Here is a 20,377-nt window from a genome sequence, read left to right as displayed (position 1 = left end):
TATGTATTTTAGTTGAGTCCATCACTTGCGTTTATTGACAAAAACCGAACAAGAATTCCCAACAAAGCACTTGCCTGTTGGGAAAACGCATTTTTTTCCTTGGAATAAACACAAAAAATTGCCGTACCTCCCACTTTTTGTTCAAAGGGCATATACATTCTTGAAAGATATCCCATACTATCTTTTTTACTTATGTGTTCTTCAGCTTCCCTATTGAAATCATCAATTAAAAGAAGTTTCCCTGTACACGTGACATAACTGGGTAAGTTGCTTTTTTCATCAAATGCTTCCTCTCTCTTGATCATTTCATGATTTTCCCTTTGGTAACCCTTAAATCGGATAACCTCTCCCTCCTTAAAAGCAAGCTCAAATACATCAATTCCTGTGGGAAGTTCTACCAATTTGTTCAGTATAGGCAGAATTACTTTCCAATCGGAATCCCCTGGAATCTGCCGAATTAGCTTGTGAAGTAGATATATATTGATCCCTGCACTTTTTAGTTGGTTCTTTTTTTGAAGGAGGGCCCCGCTCTGTTCCACCAATTCAGCCTCTTTTTGTTCAAGCTCCTTTTGTTTTTGATGTAGCGAGGCTTGTAATCCCTCTACCCGCTTCAATAACCAACGCCTTGCAAAAAACCAAAAGAAAAAGAACCCTAAAGCCGCCAATAGTAACATCCCCCACCATGTGCTATACCATTTTTGGGATACCTCAATATCCATAGCTACGGCTGCACTCCATCCAAACCCTCCGGCTTTTTGACCCCGAACCAATACCTTATAGTTTCCACTTTCCAACTCATTCAAGGTAAGCTCCGAGGTTTGGGCATTCGACCATGGGACATCTTCAACATCCTCTTGGGCCATTTCACTTTTGAAGACCTTAAATTGGTATCGCACATCCACGCTTGGGAAAGTAAGGGTAGCCATGGTAAGTGCTACTTTTTGGGATTCCCTTAGCTTTATGGTGTTCTGTCTATCAACAACATTACTGTTTACCGAAGCCTTTTTTATAATTGGAGTCTTTGTTTGGTAAGGTTCCGGATTTATCTGAGAGGAGTAGACAATCCCCTCTGGTGTGCCTACCCAAAGCCGTAAATTTTCATAGAGCACCATACAACGATAGGAAGAAATCTTGGATGGTGTTCCACTTGTTTCATCAAAAACTACATGGTTGCCCTTGGCATCCAAATGTATGAGTCCATTGGTATCGGTAGCGAGCCAAAGAGCGCCATTGGGCATATCGGTTATTGATCGTATTTCACTGTCGGTGAATGCGCCAAGGTTTACTTTCCGAATGGTTTCTGTATCATATTTTAAAAGTCCGTCCGTTGTAGCGAGCCAAACAAGGCCCAAACGGTCCACGGCCATATCATGGACCTCAAAATTACTACTGACCTTAAATGGAAATGGCAAACTTTTATTTTGAAAACGGTCGGACAATCGATCATATTTATAGAGATAAGATTCCGGACCAATGCCAGCCGCATACAATTCGTTCTTGCCCCCTTCTCGAAATACCAATATGCGGGTCTCAAAACCTTTGTCCTTGCCGTATGCAATGACATTCCCCTTTGAATCGATTTTTGCCGCCCCTATTATTGGTTGATTCGAGGCCGCCTGGCAAAACCATATGTCTCCGGTATGGTCCGCCAAAATAAAAAATACACCACTTCCGCGATCGCTCAAATCATACGTTCTCTTCAGTTGATGTCCCTGATATTGAAACACCTTGCCCTCCGCCGAGCCATACCAAATCCTATCGTTTAATGAGCCGATACCCACAATATCATTGAGATTATCCTCTTTTTGAAAACTCGTGGCGACGCCTTCACTATTTATCCAAGAAACGGCCCCTTGTGAGATTACAACAGGGCCTTCCCGGGATGGGTTTATGGCCCTGATGTTGTCATGACCTAAGCCTGAAACACTCTGAAAAAAACTGGACCACAATAAGGCAAGACCTTTGTCCGAGCTTACCCAAATTACATCATCAAGTTCAGTCTCATCCTTTGTGAATTGCAATTGATTTATAGTTCCAAAAGATAGTTCCTCCACACGGTGTGGGTCATTCGCACCAAAAACCTTGGATAGCTTGGTTCGATTTCCCTGGCTTTGAAATGTATAGATGGCTGAAGCCGAACTTAGGAATAAAACACCCTTATCATTTACTGCAATATGCTTCAATTTCTCTTCCATGATAAATGCCTCCTTGTGGGTGACATTCCGGTTATGGTCAACCTTAAGTTTTTCCAAATTTTCCCCAGCTATCCAAATAATATCACCTCTTATAAGAAGGTCATTACTGGAGCCATAGTTTTTAAGGGAAATAAATTTTTGGGTGGATTCATTAAAGTAGAAGAGGCCATGACCCGGCATCAATACCCAAATAGTACCAAATTTATCCTCTCCAAAGACCATCCTGGGGGTTTTTTCCCGTGACACCAAATCAAAGGGTTTACCCGTATCCGTATTCCCTGAAAACATCATTATGGAGCCGTTCATTTGGCCTATCCATAATCTGTTTTGACTGTCCCTAAAAAGCTGTGTGGGATAATGAAGGGTGGTGTTTGGTTTAAAAGACTCGATTTTTGGTCGTCCATTGACAAAGAAAACCTTATGTATTCCTGTGTCATTGGTGAAAAGCAAATCGTTTGTATCCCACGAAAAAAAAGACCTAATGGTCTTACTTCTCAAGGTAGTATTGAAATCCTCAAAGGTATTGCCATCAAACCTAAACAACCCCTGGTCTGTTGCCAACCAGACATAACCCTGGTGATCCTGTATGGTCTGGTGTACATTTTTAAAGGGAACCCCCTCTCCATGATAGTAAGCATATTTAAACTTTTGTCCATACGAAAGTCCTGCCAGAAGGAAAAAAAGGCAACAGAGGACGAAGATTTTGAATCGCATGGCAAAAGGTCGGATTCTTAAAGATAAAAAAAGCCGGTGACTTGTTTCTTTGTTGTAAGCAAGACCAACCCCCTTCTAATATCACTTTGTAAGGAAAATAGGCGCTATTCGAATGAAAAATTTCACATGGTTTGGCTGCCATAAGAATCTAGAGGGACCTTCAATTAGATTGAAATGTAAAACCATGCTTCCATTTTTGTGGAATGCCAAAAAAGAGGCTGCGTAAGTTTTTGAAAATTAGTGCCGGTGAACATTTTTTACGCCAAGAGTTCTTTAGTTTCTTCTATTTTCAAATCCCTAGATGGATTGGTCCAGTAAAAAAACATAAAGGGCAAGAAGAAATCTGTTGGACTTCGGGCAGTTGTACGATATTCTGCATACAGGCATTAAAAAATGACAAAAAGGGAAATGGACCGATCCATTCCCCTTTTCTTAACAATTTATGCGCTGCCCTCTATTTGCTCATTGCCTTGACCATTTGCTTGGCAAAATCGTTGGAAGTAGTGCCCAAGCTCGCAGGATTATCAATTTCCGATGTAATAATCGTTATTAATTGTTCATTTTCGGTCATGGTCAAATCATAGACCAAGGTTTCCAAAATATACTTTTTATGTGTCGAGGTCGTGGATTCATACGGGGCTCCGTCAACCTGAATATTTCCAATACCTATATAAAAACTTCTGTGGTATCCCCTCCTAGGATGGTAAACCGGAAAGGTGTTTATTGTATAGGTGGTACCGGAAGTTACTGTCTTGGTATACTCTTCAATGTCCTTCAATAGGGTTAGAACCACTATCTCATAACCATCTTTTACCAAAGAATTCCCTAATTTCTTCATTTCTGCCTTATTACCTTCCTTCATTGGATCAAAATCCGGGTATTTCACCATACTTTCCCGAGCATCATAACCTTTATCCCTAAGTTGGTCCACCATATCCTTCTCAAATCGTTTCCTTACCTCTGTGTTCCCGGACTTGTGGACTACCAAAACGTTCTTATTTTTAATATCGGCCGAATCGATTCCCTCCCATGAATCGGATACTTTTACCGTAGAACAACCGAACAATACAGTGCCAAGTGCCAATATCCCTAAAATTGCTTTCAAATTTTTCATTGCCTTTGGATTTATCGTTATTAAATGAATAAAAATATTTCTTCCCCGTCTTCTGCATACTGCAGGTTGAATTCTTGATGTTGTTTTTGGAGGGTAAACTCCTGACCTGAATTTGCATTCCATCGAATTTCCAAATGTTTTCTAATTGACTTCATCTTGTTTTGATTTTAGTTTCTAGACCAAAAATACTTTGGATACCCTCTGAAAATGGGCAATACATAACCGAAACGACCTAATTCCCTGTTGAAGTGACCTTAACCGATTGCGAGGTACTATCCATCAAAAATTCAAGGTTACCCGCTTCTAACGAATACGAGTATCTTGGGACAAAGTAATTTCAGGGAAACCCCCATATTTTTTTAGAACGCCACCAAGAAAAACGGCCTTGTTGCAGTACAAGGCCGTTTTCTGAATAGTACCCGTTTTATGTATTAACCTCTTCCCCATTTCCTTCTTGAATCGAGTTCGTTGCGTTCATTGCGGTCGTCCCTTCTTTCCCTTCGATCCTCACGACTTTCCCTAACATCTTCGCCCAATTCCCGCTTGGTAGCCGCAATATCATCTAGCAAAATATCCTTAAACTCGGTTACCAGGGCTTTATGGGCCAGGGCCTTTTCCATAGCCAGGGCTTCAAACCCAAAATTATACGTCCGGAGTTTTTCCAGAATGGCGGCTTGCCGTTCGGCCCGATCTATCTGCTTTTGAAAATCACCGATATCATCCCTTCTGTCCCTGCGATCATCCCGGGCATTGGCCTTATCCCTAGCCAAATCCCGCTCATCATCCCTTCTGTCATATCTGCCCCGGTCAGAATCTTCCCTATCCCTCCTTATTTCCCTTCTCTCGGAACGTACCTCGGATGAACTTTGGGCAATTTCCATACGGGCCTTTTTTGCCTTTTCCCCACTTTGCCCTACTTCCCGGACCATATCCTGGATAATGCTTGCTTTTAGTTCATTTGACTTCTCGGTGTTTCGCTCCTCAAACGCCGTATTCAAAGCAGTGGTCTTGACCTTAAAAGCTTCCAGCTCTTGCATATCACGCTGCAGACTCTTTTTTCCTTCAGCAACTTGTTTTGTGTTTTGAATGGCTTCTTTTGCGTTTTGACCTTGTAGTAAAAGACCGAACATTGCTACAAAAATCGATAGTGTAATCTTGGTTCTCATTTCATTTTTATTTAAAAGGATTATGCTTCGGTTTCATTGGAGACATAGACGATTTCATACCCTATCTTCCCTCCCTTTTGCTGAATTTCTTTATATAATGTTCCGTTGTGGTCGTATAGAACTTTTCCATCGATCTCTACTTTTTCAGCCTCCTCGGGAAGCGCTTCAATAATTCCGCCGACCGGTGGTTCGGCCACCTCATAGTTCTCCTGGTCATTGCGGCTCTCAATTTCCGTGTAGTATATCCCGGAATGATAATAATATATACTTGGCCCTACCATTACCCTAACATACCCGACTGGAAGTACGGCAATTCTAAACCCGGGGGGAGGAAGTACGACTACATAGGAATCCCCATACGACGTATAATAAATCCCGGCATGGAAGTAATACTGTAGTCCTCCAAAATAGAATCTCCTATGTCCATAAGGCAGGGTTCTAACATAACGCCGATGTCTAGGATATCTATAATATGGTTTTCTCCCTATGGGTTTAGTTCTGTAGCTGTGGCCCTTATGGCTCATATTCCTTTCAATTTTCCCTTTTTGATTCTTGGATGACCTGCTTTGGGCCTCCACATTTTCAGAAAGGAGTGTAAAAGTGGATAGGGCAAATACTGTTGATAAAATTCTTGTTCTCATGATTTCTAGTTTTATGCATTGCGGAAAATTCCTTTATTTTCCTTGCACAAAAGTAGTTTAGGCTTTGCGGCCTTATCACGAGTTTTAGAGTGAAACGACGATTTTAGGGAATGAAACTTCCCAAGTGGAAAGTGAACTGTTACTGCTTTTGAAATTGGGCCGAACCTATTTGGCCATTCCTCAGAATAACAATGGGTATTAAATCGCCTTTCTTAAATTCCGTAAGTTTTTGTTTGATCAATGACCTGGAGTTTTTGTCTTCAAACTTAATTCCCGCCACCTCTAAAATGATATCACCTCCAAGTAATAACTCGGTGTCATTGATGGTGGCCGGAATGTAACCGCCTTGAAGACCCAATTTACTGGCCGACCCCTTGGAGGATACTACAACCACCAATAAACCGGATTTTTGGGGAACATTCAATACTCCCGCCAATTCCGGGGTCAATAAAAGGGTTTCCATACCCGTCCACGGACTATTGGTATCCTTCAAAAGCTTTTGGGCACTATTGGACGGGGCGACAAAGCCTATTCCATCAAATCCACCAGAAGTAGTGTAGATGCTACTGGCAACCCCTATGACCTCCCCTTTCATGTTAAATAGCGGTCCACCAGAATTTCCGGGGTTTATGGCCGCATCGGTTTGTAAAAACTCAACCTGTTCAAAGTCGTTGCTTAATTTATCGGGTACATAACGACCACTCAAAATTCCACAGGTCAGGGATTGCTTAAACCCATGCGGAGCGCCAATTACAAAAACATCCTCCCCAATCCGTGCCTCATCGGAATTGCCTAGTACCGCTACTTTCTTTTCCTTCAATTGAAATTGATCCGAGACTTTTATAGCAGCAACGTCCGCCAAAGGACTGGATGCTACAACCTCCGCGGGATAACTATCCCCATCCAAAAAATCCACGGTAATCCTTTCTGCCGATTGGATAACATGTGCAGCCGTCCAAATTAGACCATCATCCCTTACCAGGACACCTGATCCTTGTGAGCCGACCATTGAAAGTTGAAAGGAAATCCCTTCTCCTTCCGGTGCCACACTCTCCACATTTATTACCACAACGGAAGAACTTACCCTCTCATAAAGCTGGGCCAAATTTTGCGATTGGGCCTCATAACCTATAAAAAAAATGATCAATACAAAGAACCTTCCCATACCAAAAAATTTATTCCTTTCTTATACCTATTTTGGGCAGTTTTCCATAATCTAAAATACCCCTTATTTCTTTTTTTATCCCGAACTTCCAAGTCTCTTGCCTAAAATCTTCAGGGTTTCCCTTAATACGCTATCCAAACAGCATCAGTCATTGGAACTGCTCGATTTTCATTGCAAAAGAAAGTATTTTTCGGAATCTCACATCATTCGGCAATACGCTGTTAACGGTTTACCCAAGATTTGAATTCCGTAGCCTTGGCCTTACTTATTACGATCCGTTCCTTTGCCGGGGGGTTTGTCTGCAAAATAAGTTTGCCGTTAAAGTAATATTTCAAATTGGCAATGGCTTCTTTTTGCACTACGTATTGCCTGTTGACCCTTTTAAAATAGGCCGGATCTAGTTCGGCTTCAATATCTTCCAATTTTTTTTCAATAGCATATGGTTTATTGGCATAGGTCACAGCTTTCACCACACCCATATCAATATAAAAAAATGCAATATCCTTGGTTTTAATAGGAACCATTTCATCCTTGTGATGAACCAAATAGGTCGTCTTGTAATTAACACTTTGGGACCGCATTAGACTCAAAATGGCATCAACCTGGCCCGTATGGATAGTGGTAGTGCTACTCCGTTGTTTAAATTTGTCCAAAGCTGCCTCCAGTTCTTCCTCCATGATAGGTTTCAACAAGTAATCAATGCTATTGACTTTGAAGGCCTTTAGGGCGTATTGATCATATGCGGTCGTAAAGATGATGGGGACCGTTATGGAGACCCGCTCAAAAATTTCGAAAGAAATCCCATCTGCCAAATGAATGTCCATAAACACCAATTGGGCATCCGTTGTAGTCGAAAAATAAGCCACTGCTGCATCCACAGTGTCCAGGACTTGAAGCAATTCCAGGTTGGGTTCTAATTCTTTCAATAAAAAAATCAGATTTTCACTTGCCGCTATTTCATCTTCAACGATTACTACTTTCATTTACTTTAATAATTGGGAGTTCTACTATGAAGTTGCCTTCCTTTTGTCGAATGGAAATATTTTTTCCCATTAGTAATTTATAACGCCTGTCCAAGTTGGAAAGCCCAATGCCGTTGCTTTGCACAAAAGACTTTCTAGGCCTTATCCTATTTTCGACCACCAAGGCGTTTTTAGTTGAATACACTTTGATTTCCAGAGGATGTTTCTCAGATATTTCATTGTGCTTTATTCCATTTTCCACCAATAATTGTAGGGCCAAAGGTGGGATTTGCCTTGTAAGGGCCAATTCTTCAATTTTTATATCGTGTTTTATTTTAGTTCCGTAACGGACCCCTATAAGGTCCAAATAACTTCGTAGAAATCGCAGTTCCTCTTTGACCGTAACCAAATCAAGGTCTCCACTCTGCAAAATATAGCGGTACAAAAATGAAAGGTTTTTGACAAAAGACGAGGCTTTCTTGTTTTCCCGTACCAAGGCGCTAAGGGAGTTTAGGGAATTGAATAGAAAATGGGGATTGATCTGATTTTTTAGGGCAGAAAGCTCCTTCTGTATATTATGTTCCCGCAATTCGGCATTTTCGAGCATTTTATCCTGTCTTGTCTTCTGTAACCGGAGGATACTCGATATGAGGATGAGAATTAGCGCCAATGCAAAAAAGATGGCTTCCAAAAATTTAGGCGCGTTTTCTTCCAACCCTATTTGGGTAACCTTGGGGTGTACGAACCTGAAAACTTCCGAAGCCGCAAACACCAGGACAACATTAACTACATAAATGCCAAGAATCCTATAGGTCTTCGGGACTTGGGGAAAAAAGCGTTGTCCATTTACGTTAAGTTCCAAAACGATCCAGGAAAACAAAAAAAACACGATTATCCTCAGAACTAAATCCGATAGGGGCGCCCCGGAAAAATACCGGGACCCAAATTCGATTACATTTAAATACCCAACAGCGCGAGGAAGTATCACCAAAAAAGTGACGAGCAAGGAAACTTTAAGTAAATGTAGGGTACCAATTCCAGAATTTGGACGCATGGGAAAGGATCTTTTAATAAATATAGGCATAGTTTATTAAGTTCTTGAATGGACAAAAGCCTTTAATTTGAAGTTAAAGGCTTTAAAAGGTCTTTGTTCCTAGTTCGGAGCTATCCGTTTCTCTACGCTTCTGCTTAAAGCAGGATTTCCTCATCTTCAATTTCGAGGTACTCAATTTCATCCAAGGTCAATATGATTTCGTCTTCCACAGGAAACAATTGATCATAATTGATATGGAACTCCGGTTCGTTCATCTCCGCACTAAAATCCAATTGGATTTCTTCATCCAACTCAAGATATTCTATCTGATCGAGCGATAGTTCCATTTCTGGTTCCGGAGGGAACAACTTATCAAAATCTATATCAAGTTCAGAATCGAAAATGTCCTCTTCCGTGGCGTTCACCTCAGTGAGCTCAAAAGATGGGTCAACCTCAGATAGGCCCCTATTAAAATCCGGTTCGTTTCCCATAATCATAATAGAACCGATAATCGTACCTGTGATAAAAATTGTGCTAAACGTTTTCATGTTTTTAATGGTTTTTAATTTCTTGGACAAAACTAGATAAGAAGCACTGGCAGTTTTCTGTTGTTTAACATGAAGCGACGAAATGGGAAAGTGAAATGACCCAAATTAAGAGTAAAGCATTCTTTGTATCCTATTGAAGTTTGAATTGCCACTACTTATGGCCCACAACCCTAAAAGGCTATGGTAAAAAATAATGTACCGAACAAAGATGATAAGTTAGGGTATGATACGGTCCAAGGGTTCGCCAATTGTTCGTATCTTACCTACACAGGGTTACTTCAACTTTATATCCCTACATGAATTACATTTCGATAAGTCTCTATAAAAAAGTGATTCATCATGCCATTGATGAGGGCATGCATAGGGATGCTTTTAAGAATCTACCCACCCCGATCGACTCCATAGACCAAATAAAGGCCGTACCTGCCGAACAATTCTTTGAATTGCATGAAATCCTTGATGAAAAATTAGGTCCTGGATTCTCGGTCCGGGTCGGGCAAGAAATGAAAATAGAAGACTACGGGGTATTGGGTCTTTCCTGGAGAACCTGTTCCTGGGCAGGGGAAATTTTTGAAAGAAGCGAGCGCTATTTTAAGCTACTTTCCAACACCTATGTTTTCACCGTGGAGAAAAATGCGGATCGATCGCATATCTACCTGCATAGAGAACCCCATCGAAGGGGTCTGGAACTGTCCAATGAAGCTACTTTATCGGCAACGGTAGTTGTTCTTCAGGCCATGACCGAAACCGATATGGTTCCTATACAGGTGACTTTTAAGCATAATGCCCCAAAAGATATGAGCAGCTATCAAAAGGCTTTTCGATGTCCAGTTTTATTCAATCAGCCTTCTTACTCCATTACCTACAGCACATCCGACCTTGAGACACGGACCGCCAAGGCAGACGCGAGCATCAACCAATTTTTGGTAGAACGGGTGGAGGAAGAGACCAACGGACTTCAGGTAAGTATCGGCAAATTGTCTTCGGACGTGGAATCGTTGATTAGGGATGCCCTTCCCAGTGGAATTCCAAGTATCCTACAAATTTGCGATCATATTGGTATGAGCAACCGGACACTCACCCGAAGGCTCTCGGAAAATGGGGTAACCTATCGTGATCTGATCAAAAAAACACAGAAAGAACTGGCCAAAAACCTCCTCAAAAATTCCAATAGAAGTATCGCCGAAATCGCATTTGAAACCGGTTTCTCCGAACAGAGTGCATTTAATCGTGCCTTTAAACGATGGACAGGCCACTCCCCTACCGAATTTCGAAAAATCTCCTAATAATCTCCCCTTGGCCTAAACTGTCAAAACTTTGGCTTAAAGTGTCAAGCATGGCCTCCTAGTCCCCGCTAGTTTTGCTTCATAATTAATAACTACGAATCATGGAGCTATCTATTAAATCTTTTGTCCTAATCGGAGCCGTTGTCCTAACCGGACTTTCAGCCGGTCTGTTTTATGCCTGGTCGGTTTCCGTAATTCCCGGTACCCAAAATTTGGGTCACTCCAATTATCTAACAACAATGCAGTCCATTAACCGGGCCATTCTCAATCCAGCCTTCTACTTTGTTTTTTTTGGGAGCCTAGTTTTTTTAAGTATTGCAAGTATCTATGAATTTAACCTGAATACCACCGCTTTCTGGTTGATCTTGGCTTCTTCCATTTGCTATTTGGTAGGGACCGTTGGGGTTACGGGGCTTGGGAATGTTCCGCTCAACAATCAATTGGATGTCCTTAAGATCACCGAATTGAGTAGTACCAAAATTGCGGAATTCCGTGCGTTCTATGAACAGAACTGGAATAGACTACATAGCATACGCACCCTTTGTGCCGTACTCTCGTTTGTCTTAGCGGTACTGGCCCTGTTCGCCCATGTGAAAACAGTCAGATAATAACAACACGTTTAATCTAAAATCAAAATAAAATGAAGCAAAACATCGTAGTAATCGGAGGTACCGGTAAGACCGGTCGCCGAGTCGTAGAAGGGTTGACCCAACAAGGACATCATGTAAGGGTCGCCTCTAGAAACAATGTCCCTGCATTTAACTGGGACGATCATTCCACCTATGCACCAGTTCTTCAGGGAATGGACAGGGCCTACATCGTATACTATCCTGATCTGGCGGTTGCAGGGGCAAGGGAGGCGATTGGTGCATTGACCGAAGCGGCCCTTAAGGCAGGACTTGAAAAAGTAGTCCTTCTTTCGGGAAAAGGAGAGACAGAGGCAGAGGCCTGTGAACAGATTGTAGCGAATTCCGGTCTCAATTATACCTTGGTCAGAGCTTCTTGGTTCAATCAAAATTTTAGCGAAGGTGCTTTTCTCGATTCCATATTGGCCGGACATTTGGCACTGCCCATGCCAGAGGCTGAGATTCCCTTCGTGGATGCGGATGATATTGCCGAGATAGTGACCCACGTATTACTGGATGATTCCTATAATGCCGAGACCATTACGGTCACCGGCCCTAGAAAAATCACCTTTAAGGAAGTGGTGGAAACTATAGCGAAAGGAATTGGTAAGGAAATCCATTACCAACCTATTTCCCTGGAGGAATTTAAAGCGGGAATGAAAGCCGCCGGTCTGTCCGACTCCTATGTTTGGCTTTTTGGCTACTTGTTTAAAGAGGTATTGGGAAATCCGGAAAATCAAGACGTATCCCATGATATGGAACGGGTATTGGGCCGAAAAGCTACGGACTTTAAGGGGTATGTGGAAAAGACAGTGGAGAGCGGTGTCTGGAACCAGTCACTTCCTCAGACCATTTAGGGTTTACAGGGCTGCCCACCCCAATGGGCAGCCTTAATCTTTGTTTTTTATGGACCTGCTTTCCATTAAGTCAGCGGCCCTTGTCCACGTTTTAATGTGAATCGATCTAATCCCCAATAAACTTGAAGTAGCGAACCTATATAACCTTTTGGCCCCTAAAAGCCCTTTTATGTGTCTTGCCCCCAAATTCTAGATACAGTTTTGTTGGTGAAGCGCAAATATGTTGATAGATTTATGTCATTTTACGGGCGACGCTTTGGCGAGCCCCTTTAAAACTATGTCTGTTTTACCCGTTTCCAAAAATGAAAAACCATTGGCCCAATAAGACTTTTATTGGTCTCCCTAAGATAGGCTCAAGAATAAAAACGGGATTGGTTCTCATTCTAGTCTCCTTGGTGGCCAATCATTTATCGGAGAGTCGCAATTTCCCATTTTCCAGTTCCTATAACTTTCCCTTGTTTACCACTATCGTTTCGATCATTTTAGGAACCCTAGTCTTACTAATAGCGGATTTCAACTTTAACTTCTACAAAAGGACATATTTCAAAGAGAGCGTAACCGCACAGAATCTTATAAACTTTCTTTTATCCACTTTGGTCTATATTGCCATAGGATACATCCCAGTTTATCTGATAGTAATTTGGCTTAAAGGGGCAGCGTTTAGTTTTTATCATTTATTATCCGGTCTGTCCATAACATTACTTCTGAGTAGTATTGGCATTGCTATTTTTTTTGCCAAAGATGTTTATAAGCTACATAAATTAGTAACCTTGACCGGGAAAATTCCGCTCAAGAGAGGTGAGAAAACCATTTTTGTTGGATATAATGAAATAGCCTACGCTTACAGCGAAAACAAAATAACCTATATTACAAGGACCAACGGTACCACTTTGGCCGCCGATCCTACTTTGAACGAACTTGAAGAGAAATTACCAGAGTCCCTATTTTTTAGGGCAAATCGGCAGACTATTGTTCATTTTCAATCCATAAGCAACACCAAGATTATTGAAAATGGAAAGCTACTGGCCGTGCTGGAACCAGGTTCTTCTGGTTTGGATTATTTACAAATTACCATAAGTAGATATAAAAAGAAGGCATTCGAGGAATGGCTACGGAACAAACATTCTTAAATTGTTCTACCATTCAGTACGTATTATACTACCATTCAGTAAAAAGCATTGATATTCAATAGATTCAATTTGAATTGTGTTGTTATTTCGATCCAAACAAAAAAAGATATTGAGATGACAACAACAATTTTACGCACTGACCTATTCAAAATTTTATTACCCGCAATTACTATCGGCCTGTGTTTTGCCATTTGGCTTCTACCCTTGGGCCTGGACTATTTTGGGACTATTCTTGCCGCTTTAATCATCATAATTGCAAGTTTTGTACAATTCAAGAAGAATGGCCTTAAGTCCCTAGGTTTTCGCAGAAATGGACTAAAAAAAAGAAATATTTTAGTCTTGGCCCCTTTGGCGGCAGCAGGCCTGTATCTGCTGTATTATTTTATTCTTATTCCAAGTATTAGTCGACTTACAGGTTCTACTATCAATTTTTCCACTTTTAACGACCTTCAAGGAAACTTGCCTTATGCCCTAGTAGCATTGGTATTCATCTGGATATCGGCAGCATTTGGGGAAGAGATTATTTGGAGAGGTTATTTTATGCGCCAATTTTCAAGGATCTTTGGTGAAGGCAAAATCAGCGTGATTCTAAACATTTTAATTTTTGCCGTCCTTTTCGGTATGATGCATAGCTACCAGGGCGTAACCGGACAATTAATTACGGGGATTATAGGGTTGTTTTTGGCCGTTATTTTTCAGTTTAGAAAATATGACCTGTGGTTTAATATAGCCGTACACGGTTTTTTTGATACGTTAGGATTGCTTACAATCTATAATGGATGGATGTAGATGCAGGGATTTAATCCTAAATATAAAAGAGAAACGGAGGTATTGGCCTTCGTTTCTCTTTTATGATAATTGCAAAGAAAATAGGTATCCAACCCCTCATAAATCAATTTAAGGGTATTGTACAAGACCGTATAAGCTCTTTTCGGTTTATGGCCCAATACGAGCTTGCCATTACTGCGATTGCTGCGCTTTATTGGCGTGCATCATAATTTTAAATTAATCCGGAGCATTGACATTTCCATAATAGAAGTCGCCGTTTTGCCCGATTGAACCAAGGACACCAAAATGAAGTGAAAATATAAATGCAATTGAGTTGCATTTAGAAAAATCCGGTATATATTTGCAGCTTAAATTAGTTGTTTAGAATTAATTTAAATTAAAACATTGTTCATCTGAGCAATTTAACCGCAAATTATATTTAAGTTTTGGCGCCCCGAAATATCTTATTTCGTTCAATACCATTCTTTTTTGTTCAATGTACTGAATGTACCTACGAACGTCCCGTTTCTTGGATTACCCTACTGTATGGACGAGTCCAAAGCGTATCCTTAAAAATAGTAACGGATAAGAATAGTCTTCTTTCTTTAGCAGCTTTAGGCAATCCAAGGAAACTATTTGCGGTGTCCTTATTTTCGCTCGGTTGCTTTTCCATAAATGCACAATCCGAACCGTGCTCATTTTCAATAAAGGGCAAGGTATTGGATGCCAAGACCGACGAACCCATACCCTATGCTGCGGTTAAAGTTAACGGTACGGCAAAATTCACCAGTACGGATGCCGAAGGCAATTTTACAATCGATGGCCTGTGTTCAAAAAGCAATACGTTATTTATATCCTCCATAGGCTACGCAGATTTGACCCAAGACCATGAAAACGATTCCAATGCCACATTTTATCTGATCCAAAAGATTACGGGTTTGGAGGAGGTAACGGTGGAGGCGGAAAGGCTAAAAGAAGTAGGTACGGAAAGTATTTCACAAGTGGTCTTGGACCAAGCCGAAATCAAAAGCATCCCTACACAATCTTTGGGTTCGGCATTATCAAGTGTACAGGGCGTAACTTTTGCCTCCGTAGGTAACAATATACAGTTACCGATAATCCATGGGCTGTCCGGGAATAGAATCATAGTTCTTAACAATGGTCTAAAACATGGTTTTCAAAACTGGGGTGAGGAACATGCTCCGGAGATCGATATTACCAGTGCTAGTAGAATAACGCTTATAAAAGGTGCTACCGGGGTGCGCTACGGCTCTGAAGCTTTAGGAGGTGCCATCCTGGTCGAATCGACCGCCTTAGATCTGAACACCCCTTTTTACACGGATTTAGGGGTAAGTGGAGAAACGAATGGACAAGGATTTAACACGAATTTGGAGTTGGGAAGTGGTTCTGAGAATTGGAGTTATTATCTCAATGGAAGTTTTACACAGATTGGTGATCGAACAGCTCCAGATTATAACCTGACCAATTCCGGAAAGGAGGAGACAGCCCTTGGTGCAGGTTTGTTACACCATCATAAAAATTGGGACGTTAGTGTTCGCTACAGTTTTTTAGATCAAAATTTGGCCATATTACGCACATCGTTTTTGACCAGCCCAGAAGCGTTTATCCGGTCAATCAATGCGGATGAACCCGTAATTATTGATCCCTTATCGCGAGACATAAGGGAGCCTAATCAGGTAACACAGCATCACCTGGCGAAAGCTCAGGTGGACTGGCGATATTCCGATGCCGGGAAACTTACTTTTATCGGTGGCTTTCAATTGAACAAAAGACAGGAATTCGATGTGCGCCGTAATGCCGATTTGCCCATTGTTGATCTTGATTTGGTAACCAATGATTATCAATTGGAATGGACACACCCTTCTTGGAATGGCTTAAAAGGGTTGTTGGGCATACAATACTTCAGTCAAAACAATGACAACAACCCTGGAACACTTAATTCCCCTATTGTTCCCAATTACAATATTGAGCGATTTAGCACTTTTATTGTCGAAAAAATGGAGAAAGACCGAAACACTTTTGAGGCCGGTCTTCGCTTGGATTTTGAATCGAACAATGTTCGGGGACGTGAACCAAACAATGATCTATTTAGAGACGAGTTTAGTTTTACGAATCTAACCGCTTCCGTGGGTTATGTGAGAGAATTTACCGATGGTTCTTTCCGGACTAATTTAGGTACCGCTTGGCGAACCGCCAATCCTTTTGAGTTATTCAGTTTTGGCCAAAATCGCTGGCGATTGATCTATGGACTACTGCGCTATGAGGAAAATAACGGTGAGATTTCTACGGATAATGTGGCCCGCTTTGACGAAAGTGAGGTACAGCCTGAACGTGGTTATAAATTTATCAATGAGTTTAGAATCAACAAAAATGATAATGAGCACGTACTAACGGTGTACTCCAATTACATCGAAAACTACATTTTTGATCGGCCAATAAATGTAACGACCACAGTTCGGGGTCCTTCCTTGGCGTTTATTTTTGATCAGGCCGATGCCTTATTTCTTGGAGCGGATTATAACTGGAGAACCCGTTGGACCACGAGTATCTCCACAGACCTGGGTTTGAGTTATTTGTGGACAAGGAACATTGGCGATGATGAGCCCTTGATCAATCAACCGCCCATTTCCACGAGTTTGTCCATTCAGTGGGACCAAGGTACGTTTTTAGGTTTATCATCATCCATAGTAAAACTTAGGTCAAGTTATACGTTCGAACAATTCCAAGCGCCCCGGACTATACCCATACAGGCTATAGTGGACGGTTCTGAAACGGTTACTCTCGATTCTGAAATCTTTGATGTCCTAGATCCTCCGGAAGGCTATTTTTTATTGGACTTGTCCTGGAGTTTTGGGTTTAAGAACTTGTCCGGAAGTATTGCGGTCCAGAATGTATTGAACACGAGCTATAGAAGTTACCTCAACGATTTGAGATATTTTGCCGATGAGCCCGGTAGAAACCTGATTCTTTCATTGAATTATCAATTTAAGCCAAGGAAAACTAATGATTAAGCAAAACTTCATAGCCAATAAGGCCAAAACTGGCAGATCGCCTTGAATTATCCTATTTGAAGAGTACCTTTATACATATTTTTTACACCAAGAATAATTAGAACGTTTAACCCCTTAAAAAAAGAAGAATGAAAGCGATTGAAACACTTAAAAATTTAAGGTTTTTAACCTTATTATTCGCAGCTATTTTGGTAGTTAGTTGTAGTGATGATGACGACAATCCACCGGAAGAAAACATCCCTGAAGTATTTACGGATGTAACATTGGTATTTACCCCGACGGGTGGTGGTACCACAGTTAGGGCCACTGCTGAAGATCCAGATGGGGAAGGTATTGCAGATTTAATGGTAAACGATGAGATTACCCTTGCTGCCAATACTACCTACACCTTAACTTTGGAGATTTTAAACGATTTACCCGATCCCGACGAAGATATTGGAGACGAAATTGCTGAGGAAGATGACGAACACCAATTTTTCTTTGCATTTACGGATGGAGCGTTTTCAGACCCAACCGGCGACGGCAATATTGGAGCAAGCAATGCTGCTGATCCCATTAATTATATGGACGAGGATTCCGACGCTCAAGATGGTTCCGGTAATCCTGTAGGTCTGGTGACGGAATGGACAACTGGTGATGCCCAAAGTGGTGCTAGTTTTACAATAAACTTGCAGCATCAACCAGATGTTAAAACAGCAACGTCTACTTCCGAGGATGGCGATACTGATTTTGACTTGACGTTTGTCTTGAATATTGAATAAGTGATTTTTGAGATTAATCTCCCACTATGGTCTTCTTCGGACTGGGTGGGAGATTTTTTATTGTGCCAAAAGCGTATTTTAGGATTCTCTCTGCAAAACTTTCGAAGAAACCCATTTCAAACCAAATACCGTTTTTTTTTTTAGGAACCACAGCCTTTAAAACCAGATTTTACTTCCAAAACTACTGTACCCAGAATTCACCGCCTCCATTTTCCAAGAATCTACTACAACCGATTTTCTAAAGCTGCGGGTTACATAATCCGTGCATATTTTAAACTAAAGGAAATCAAAAAACAAATTTTTGAAATTCCGTTAGTTATCATTTTTTTGATAACAAAGGGTGCATTAAGATGTTAGGATTTTCTTGGGACATTGCGTTGCTTGCCCATAAACGCCAAATGCGGTCAACTCTTAGTTGGTTTTTCGCTTGCCGGCATCGCTTAAGCTTTACTTGGCTCTCACCGAAACGAAAAACGCCCGACCTCTACGAAGTCGGGCATCTACTTGTCGGGATGACAGAACTAAATATATCATCACAACATGTTAACTTTCAAGTTTTTAAGAGTCGGTTTTTAAATGATTAACCGAACTCTAAACTCGATTCATAATAGTACAAATTAATGCAAATTTTATGTGTCTTTTGCTTTGTGAATTTATGAAAAAAATAGATTAGTTCATATAGTCCTGCCAAGTGACCAAAACATATTTTTCCTTATCTCCATCTTTCTTACTCAGAAATCCGAACTCATAAACAAATAAGTAGATATCTTCTTTTTTGTTCTTCCAATAATGTGTGAAAAACTTCGGGTTGAAACCTTCCTCCAATAGTTCATTCTTTCTAATAACCGAGTAACCCGATTTATTATATCTTTTTAAAATCTTTCGATTAATTTTCAATTGTCTATCAACTCTGATATAAAACCCCTCGGATTTCTGCCGATTCTCATATTGATCAATGGATTTACACTTTTTACAACAGTATTTCTTATCGGATCTACCCTTTACAGTTGTACCACATACCGGACAGGTTCTGAGATTATTCATTTGTAAACGCATATTATAGACTTAATATACCGCTAAATCTTCAAAACATAGGTAAACTTGTCATATGAATTCACTCAAATCCATAACTCTATATCATCTTATGATAAGGAATCAAAAGATGATAGGAATTAAGTTCTCTCCTGATAAGCTTATTCAAGGACTGATCAAAGGGCTGCCCAATCCAAAGTGGAGCAAAGAGTATAACATGGCCTACATTGTCAATACGAAGGAAAATCTTGGGGTAATTTTCAACACATTCAAAGGTGTTGTTTGGATAAATTACAATCGATTTTTGACCAATAAACCGCTAAACACCAAAAATGAAGCCGTTGATATAGAATGGTATAGAAAGAGAAAAACTACTCCTGAATACAGAGTCTGCCCCGAAGAATATCTATTAAAATTGGAATTAAAAAGATATGCCAATAGCACAGTCAGAACTTATGTTTCATTTTTTGAAATGTTTATAAACTACTATAAGGGAAAAGAGTTGAGTGCAATTAACGAAAGTGATATCAGAAGATTCCTCCAAACACTTGTACAACGGAAGGTTTCTAATTCATACTTAAATCAAGCAATAAACGCCATTAAGTTTTACTACGAGGTTGTTTTAGGTATGCCAAATCGTTTCTATGAAATTGAACGACCAAGAAAAGAATCAAAACTTCCTCAAGTGATATCAAAGGAAGAAGTACTTTCTATAATAGAAAACACGAACAATATAAAACACAAATGTATTGTGCAACTGCTATATAGTGCTGGTCTTCGTCGAAGTGAACTTCTAAACCTAAAAATAGGTGATATAGATAGCAAGAGAATGTTGGTCATGGTTAGAGGTGGCAAAGGAAAAAAGGATAGGCAAACACTATTGTCCAAATCTACTTTGAAAGACTTGCGTATTTATTTTATAAAATGGAAACCGCAAGAATATCTATTTGAAGGAAGGAAGGCATCTAAATATGGGGCAGAAAGTGTATTAAACATAGTTAAACGAGCAGCGGTTAAAGCAGGTATAAGACAAACAGTTACACCACATGTTCTTCGGCATAGTTTTGCCACACACCTACTGGAATCGGGTGTTGACCTAAGGCAAATTCAAGTGCTCCTCGGACATGGTTCAAGTAAGACAACGGAGATATACACCCATGTAGCGACCCACACTTTCAAAGACATTAAAAATCCCTTAGATTAGTATTTCTAAAATAGGAATATAGTAACTTGTTACTATATACAATTGTTGTAAACAATACAAAAAACAAAATGAGAAAAACTATTTTCAGTTATTTAATTCTATTACTTGTCCTGATAAACTGCGATGGACAGACTAAAACAGAC

Annotated in this window: 18 protein-coding genes; 8 read left to right on the top strand and 10 right to left on the bottom strand. The window is 40.5% G+C overall.

Annotation, left to right across the window (positions count from 1 at the left end; genetic code table 11):
- Positions 1-8: 8 nt before the first annotated feature.
- From Q0993_RS18000 to Q0993_RS17960, 9 genes are all read right to left on the bottom strand, one after another.
- Entirely contained in the window at positions 9-2,909 is a 2,901-nt protein-coding gene (locus tag Q0993_RS18000; RefSeq protein ID WP_299535713.1) for a hypothetical protein, read from the bottom strand.
- Positions 2,910-3,363: 454 nt separating this feature from the next.
- Positions 3,364-4,023 carry a hypothetical protein gene (locus tag Q0993_RS17995; RefSeq protein WP_299535710.1) on the bottom strand — a complete coding sequence of 220 codons (660 nt, stop codon included), beginning with the start codon at positions 4,021-4,023 and terminating at the stop codon, positions 3,364-3,366.
- Positions 4,024-4,043: 20 nt separating this feature from the next.
- Positions 4,044-4,178 carry a hypothetical protein gene (locus tag Q0993_RS17990; protein WP_299535707.1) on the bottom strand — a complete coding sequence of 45 codons (135 nt, stop codon included), beginning with the start codon at positions 4,176-4,178 and terminating at the stop codon, positions 4,044-4,046.
- A gap of 276 nt (positions 4,179-4,454) precedes the next feature.
- Complete coding sequence (locus tag Q0993_RS17985; RefSeq protein ID WP_299535704.1) at positions 4,455-5,189, bottom strand: hypothetical protein; 735 nt, start codon at positions 5,187-5,189, stop codon at positions 4,455-4,457.
- Positions 5,190-5,209: 20 nt separating this feature from the next.
- Positions 5,210-5,830: a DUF6515 family protein gene (locus Q0993_RS17980; protein WP_299535702.1), complete on the bottom strand. Its 621-nt coding sequence runs from the start codon at positions 5,828-5,830 to the stop codon at positions 5,210-5,212.
- 139 nt (positions 5,831-5,969) lie between these two features.
- Positions 5,970-6,995 (bottom strand): trypsin-like peptidase domain-containing protein, encoded by a 1,026-nt coding sequence (locus Q0993_RS17975; protein WP_299535700.1) that lies wholly within the window; start codon positions 6,993-6,995, stop codon positions 5,970-5,972.
- Positions 6,996-7,216: 221 nt separating this feature from the next.
- Positions 7,217-7,978, bottom strand: coding sequence for a LytTR family DNA-binding domain-containing protein (locus Q0993_RS17970; RefSeq protein WP_299535697.1), 762 nt, complete (start codon positions 7,976-7,978; stop codon positions 7,217-7,219).
- Positions 7,959-9,011, bottom strand: a complete 1,053-nt coding sequence (locus Q0993_RS17965; protein WP_299535695.1) for a sensor histidine kinase — start codon at positions 9,009-9,011, stop codon at positions 7,959-7,961. Before Q0993_RS17965 ends, Q0993_RS17970 begins: the two co-directional genes overlap by 20 nt.
- 134 nt (positions 9,012-9,145) lie before the next feature.
- Positions 9,146-9,538, bottom strand: coding sequence for a hypothetical protein (locus Q0993_RS17960; RefSeq protein ID WP_299535693.1), 393 nt, complete (start codon positions 9,536-9,538; stop codon positions 9,146-9,148).
- Between the two features lie 296 nt (positions 9,539-9,834).
- Between Q0993_RS17960 and Q0993_RS17955 the strand changes: the two genes are divergently transcribed.
- From Q0993_RS17955 to Q0993_RS17925, 7 genes are all read left to right on the top strand, one after another.
- The gene (locus Q0993_RS17955; RefSeq protein ID WP_299535692.1) at positions 9,835-10,824 is read left to right on the top strand and encodes an AraC family transcriptional regulator; all 990 of its coding nucleotides are present in this window, start codon (positions 9,835-9,837) and stop codon (positions 10,822-10,824) included.
- Between the two features lie 101 nt (positions 10,825-10,925).
- Positions 10,926-11,432: a DUF1772 domain-containing protein gene (locus Q0993_RS17950; protein WP_299535691.1), complete on the top strand. Its 507-nt coding sequence runs from the start codon at positions 10,926-10,928 to the stop codon at positions 11,430-11,432.
- A 32-nt stretch (positions 11,433-11,464) separates the two neighbouring features.
- Positions 11,465-12,307, top strand: coding sequence for an NmrA family NAD(P)-binding protein (locus Q0993_RS17945; protein ID WP_299535689.1), 843 nt, complete (start codon positions 11,465-11,467; stop codon positions 12,305-12,307).
- Positions 12,308-12,609: 302 nt separating this feature from the next.
- Positions 12,610-13,437 (top strand): LytTR family DNA-binding domain-containing protein, encoded by an 828-nt coding sequence (locus tag Q0993_RS17940; RefSeq protein ID WP_299535686.1) that lies wholly within the window; start codon positions 12,610-12,612, stop codon positions 13,435-13,437.
- Positions 13,438-13,551: 114 nt separating this feature from the next.
- Positions 13,552-14,226 carry a CPBP family intramembrane glutamic endopeptidase gene (locus Q0993_RS17935; RefSeq protein ID WP_299535685.1) on the top strand — a complete coding sequence of 225 codons (675 nt, stop codon included), beginning with the start codon at positions 13,552-13,554 and terminating at the stop codon, positions 14,224-14,226.
- Positions 14,227-14,846: 620 nt separating this feature from the next.
- Positions 14,847-17,237 carry a TonB-dependent receptor gene (locus Q0993_RS17930; protein ID WP_299535684.1) on the top strand — a complete coding sequence of 797 codons (2,391 nt, stop codon included), beginning with the start codon at positions 14,847-14,849 and terminating at the stop codon, positions 17,235-17,237.
- Positions 17,238-17,365: 128 nt separating this feature from the next.
- Positions 17,366-17,998 (top strand): GTP cyclohydrolase, encoded by a 633-nt coding sequence (locus Q0993_RS17925; protein ID WP_299535683.1) that lies wholly within the window; start codon positions 17,366-17,368, stop codon positions 17,996-17,998.
- A gap of 669 nt (positions 17,999-18,667) precedes the next feature.
- Here the strand turns inward: Q0993_RS17925 and Q0993_RS17920 are convergent.
- Positions 18,668-19,042 carry a hypothetical protein gene (locus tag Q0993_RS17920; protein WP_299535682.1) on the bottom strand — a complete coding sequence of 125 codons (375 nt, stop codon included), beginning with the start codon at positions 19,040-19,042 and terminating at the stop codon, positions 18,668-18,670.
- Positions 19,043-19,160: 118 nt separating this feature from the next.
- Between Q0993_RS17920 and xerA the strand changes: the two genes are divergently transcribed.
- On the top strand, positions 19,161-20,234 hold the full coding sequence (gene xerA / locus Q0993_RS17915) for a site-specific tyrosine recombinase/integron integrase (protein ID WP_299535681.1): 1,074 nt from the start codon (positions 19,161-19,163) through the stop codon (positions 20,232-20,234).
- The last annotated feature ends 143 nt before the right edge of the window (positions 20,235-20,377 follow it).

The organism is Ulvibacterium sp. (genome assembly GCF_028285715.1).
Taxonomy (GTDB): Bacteria; Bacteroidota; Bacteroidia; order Flavobacteriales; family Flavobacteriaceae; genus Ulvibacterium.
The sequence above is the reverse complement of the archived record's forward strand: the minus strand, read 5'-3'. Positions and strand labels throughout refer to the sequence as shown.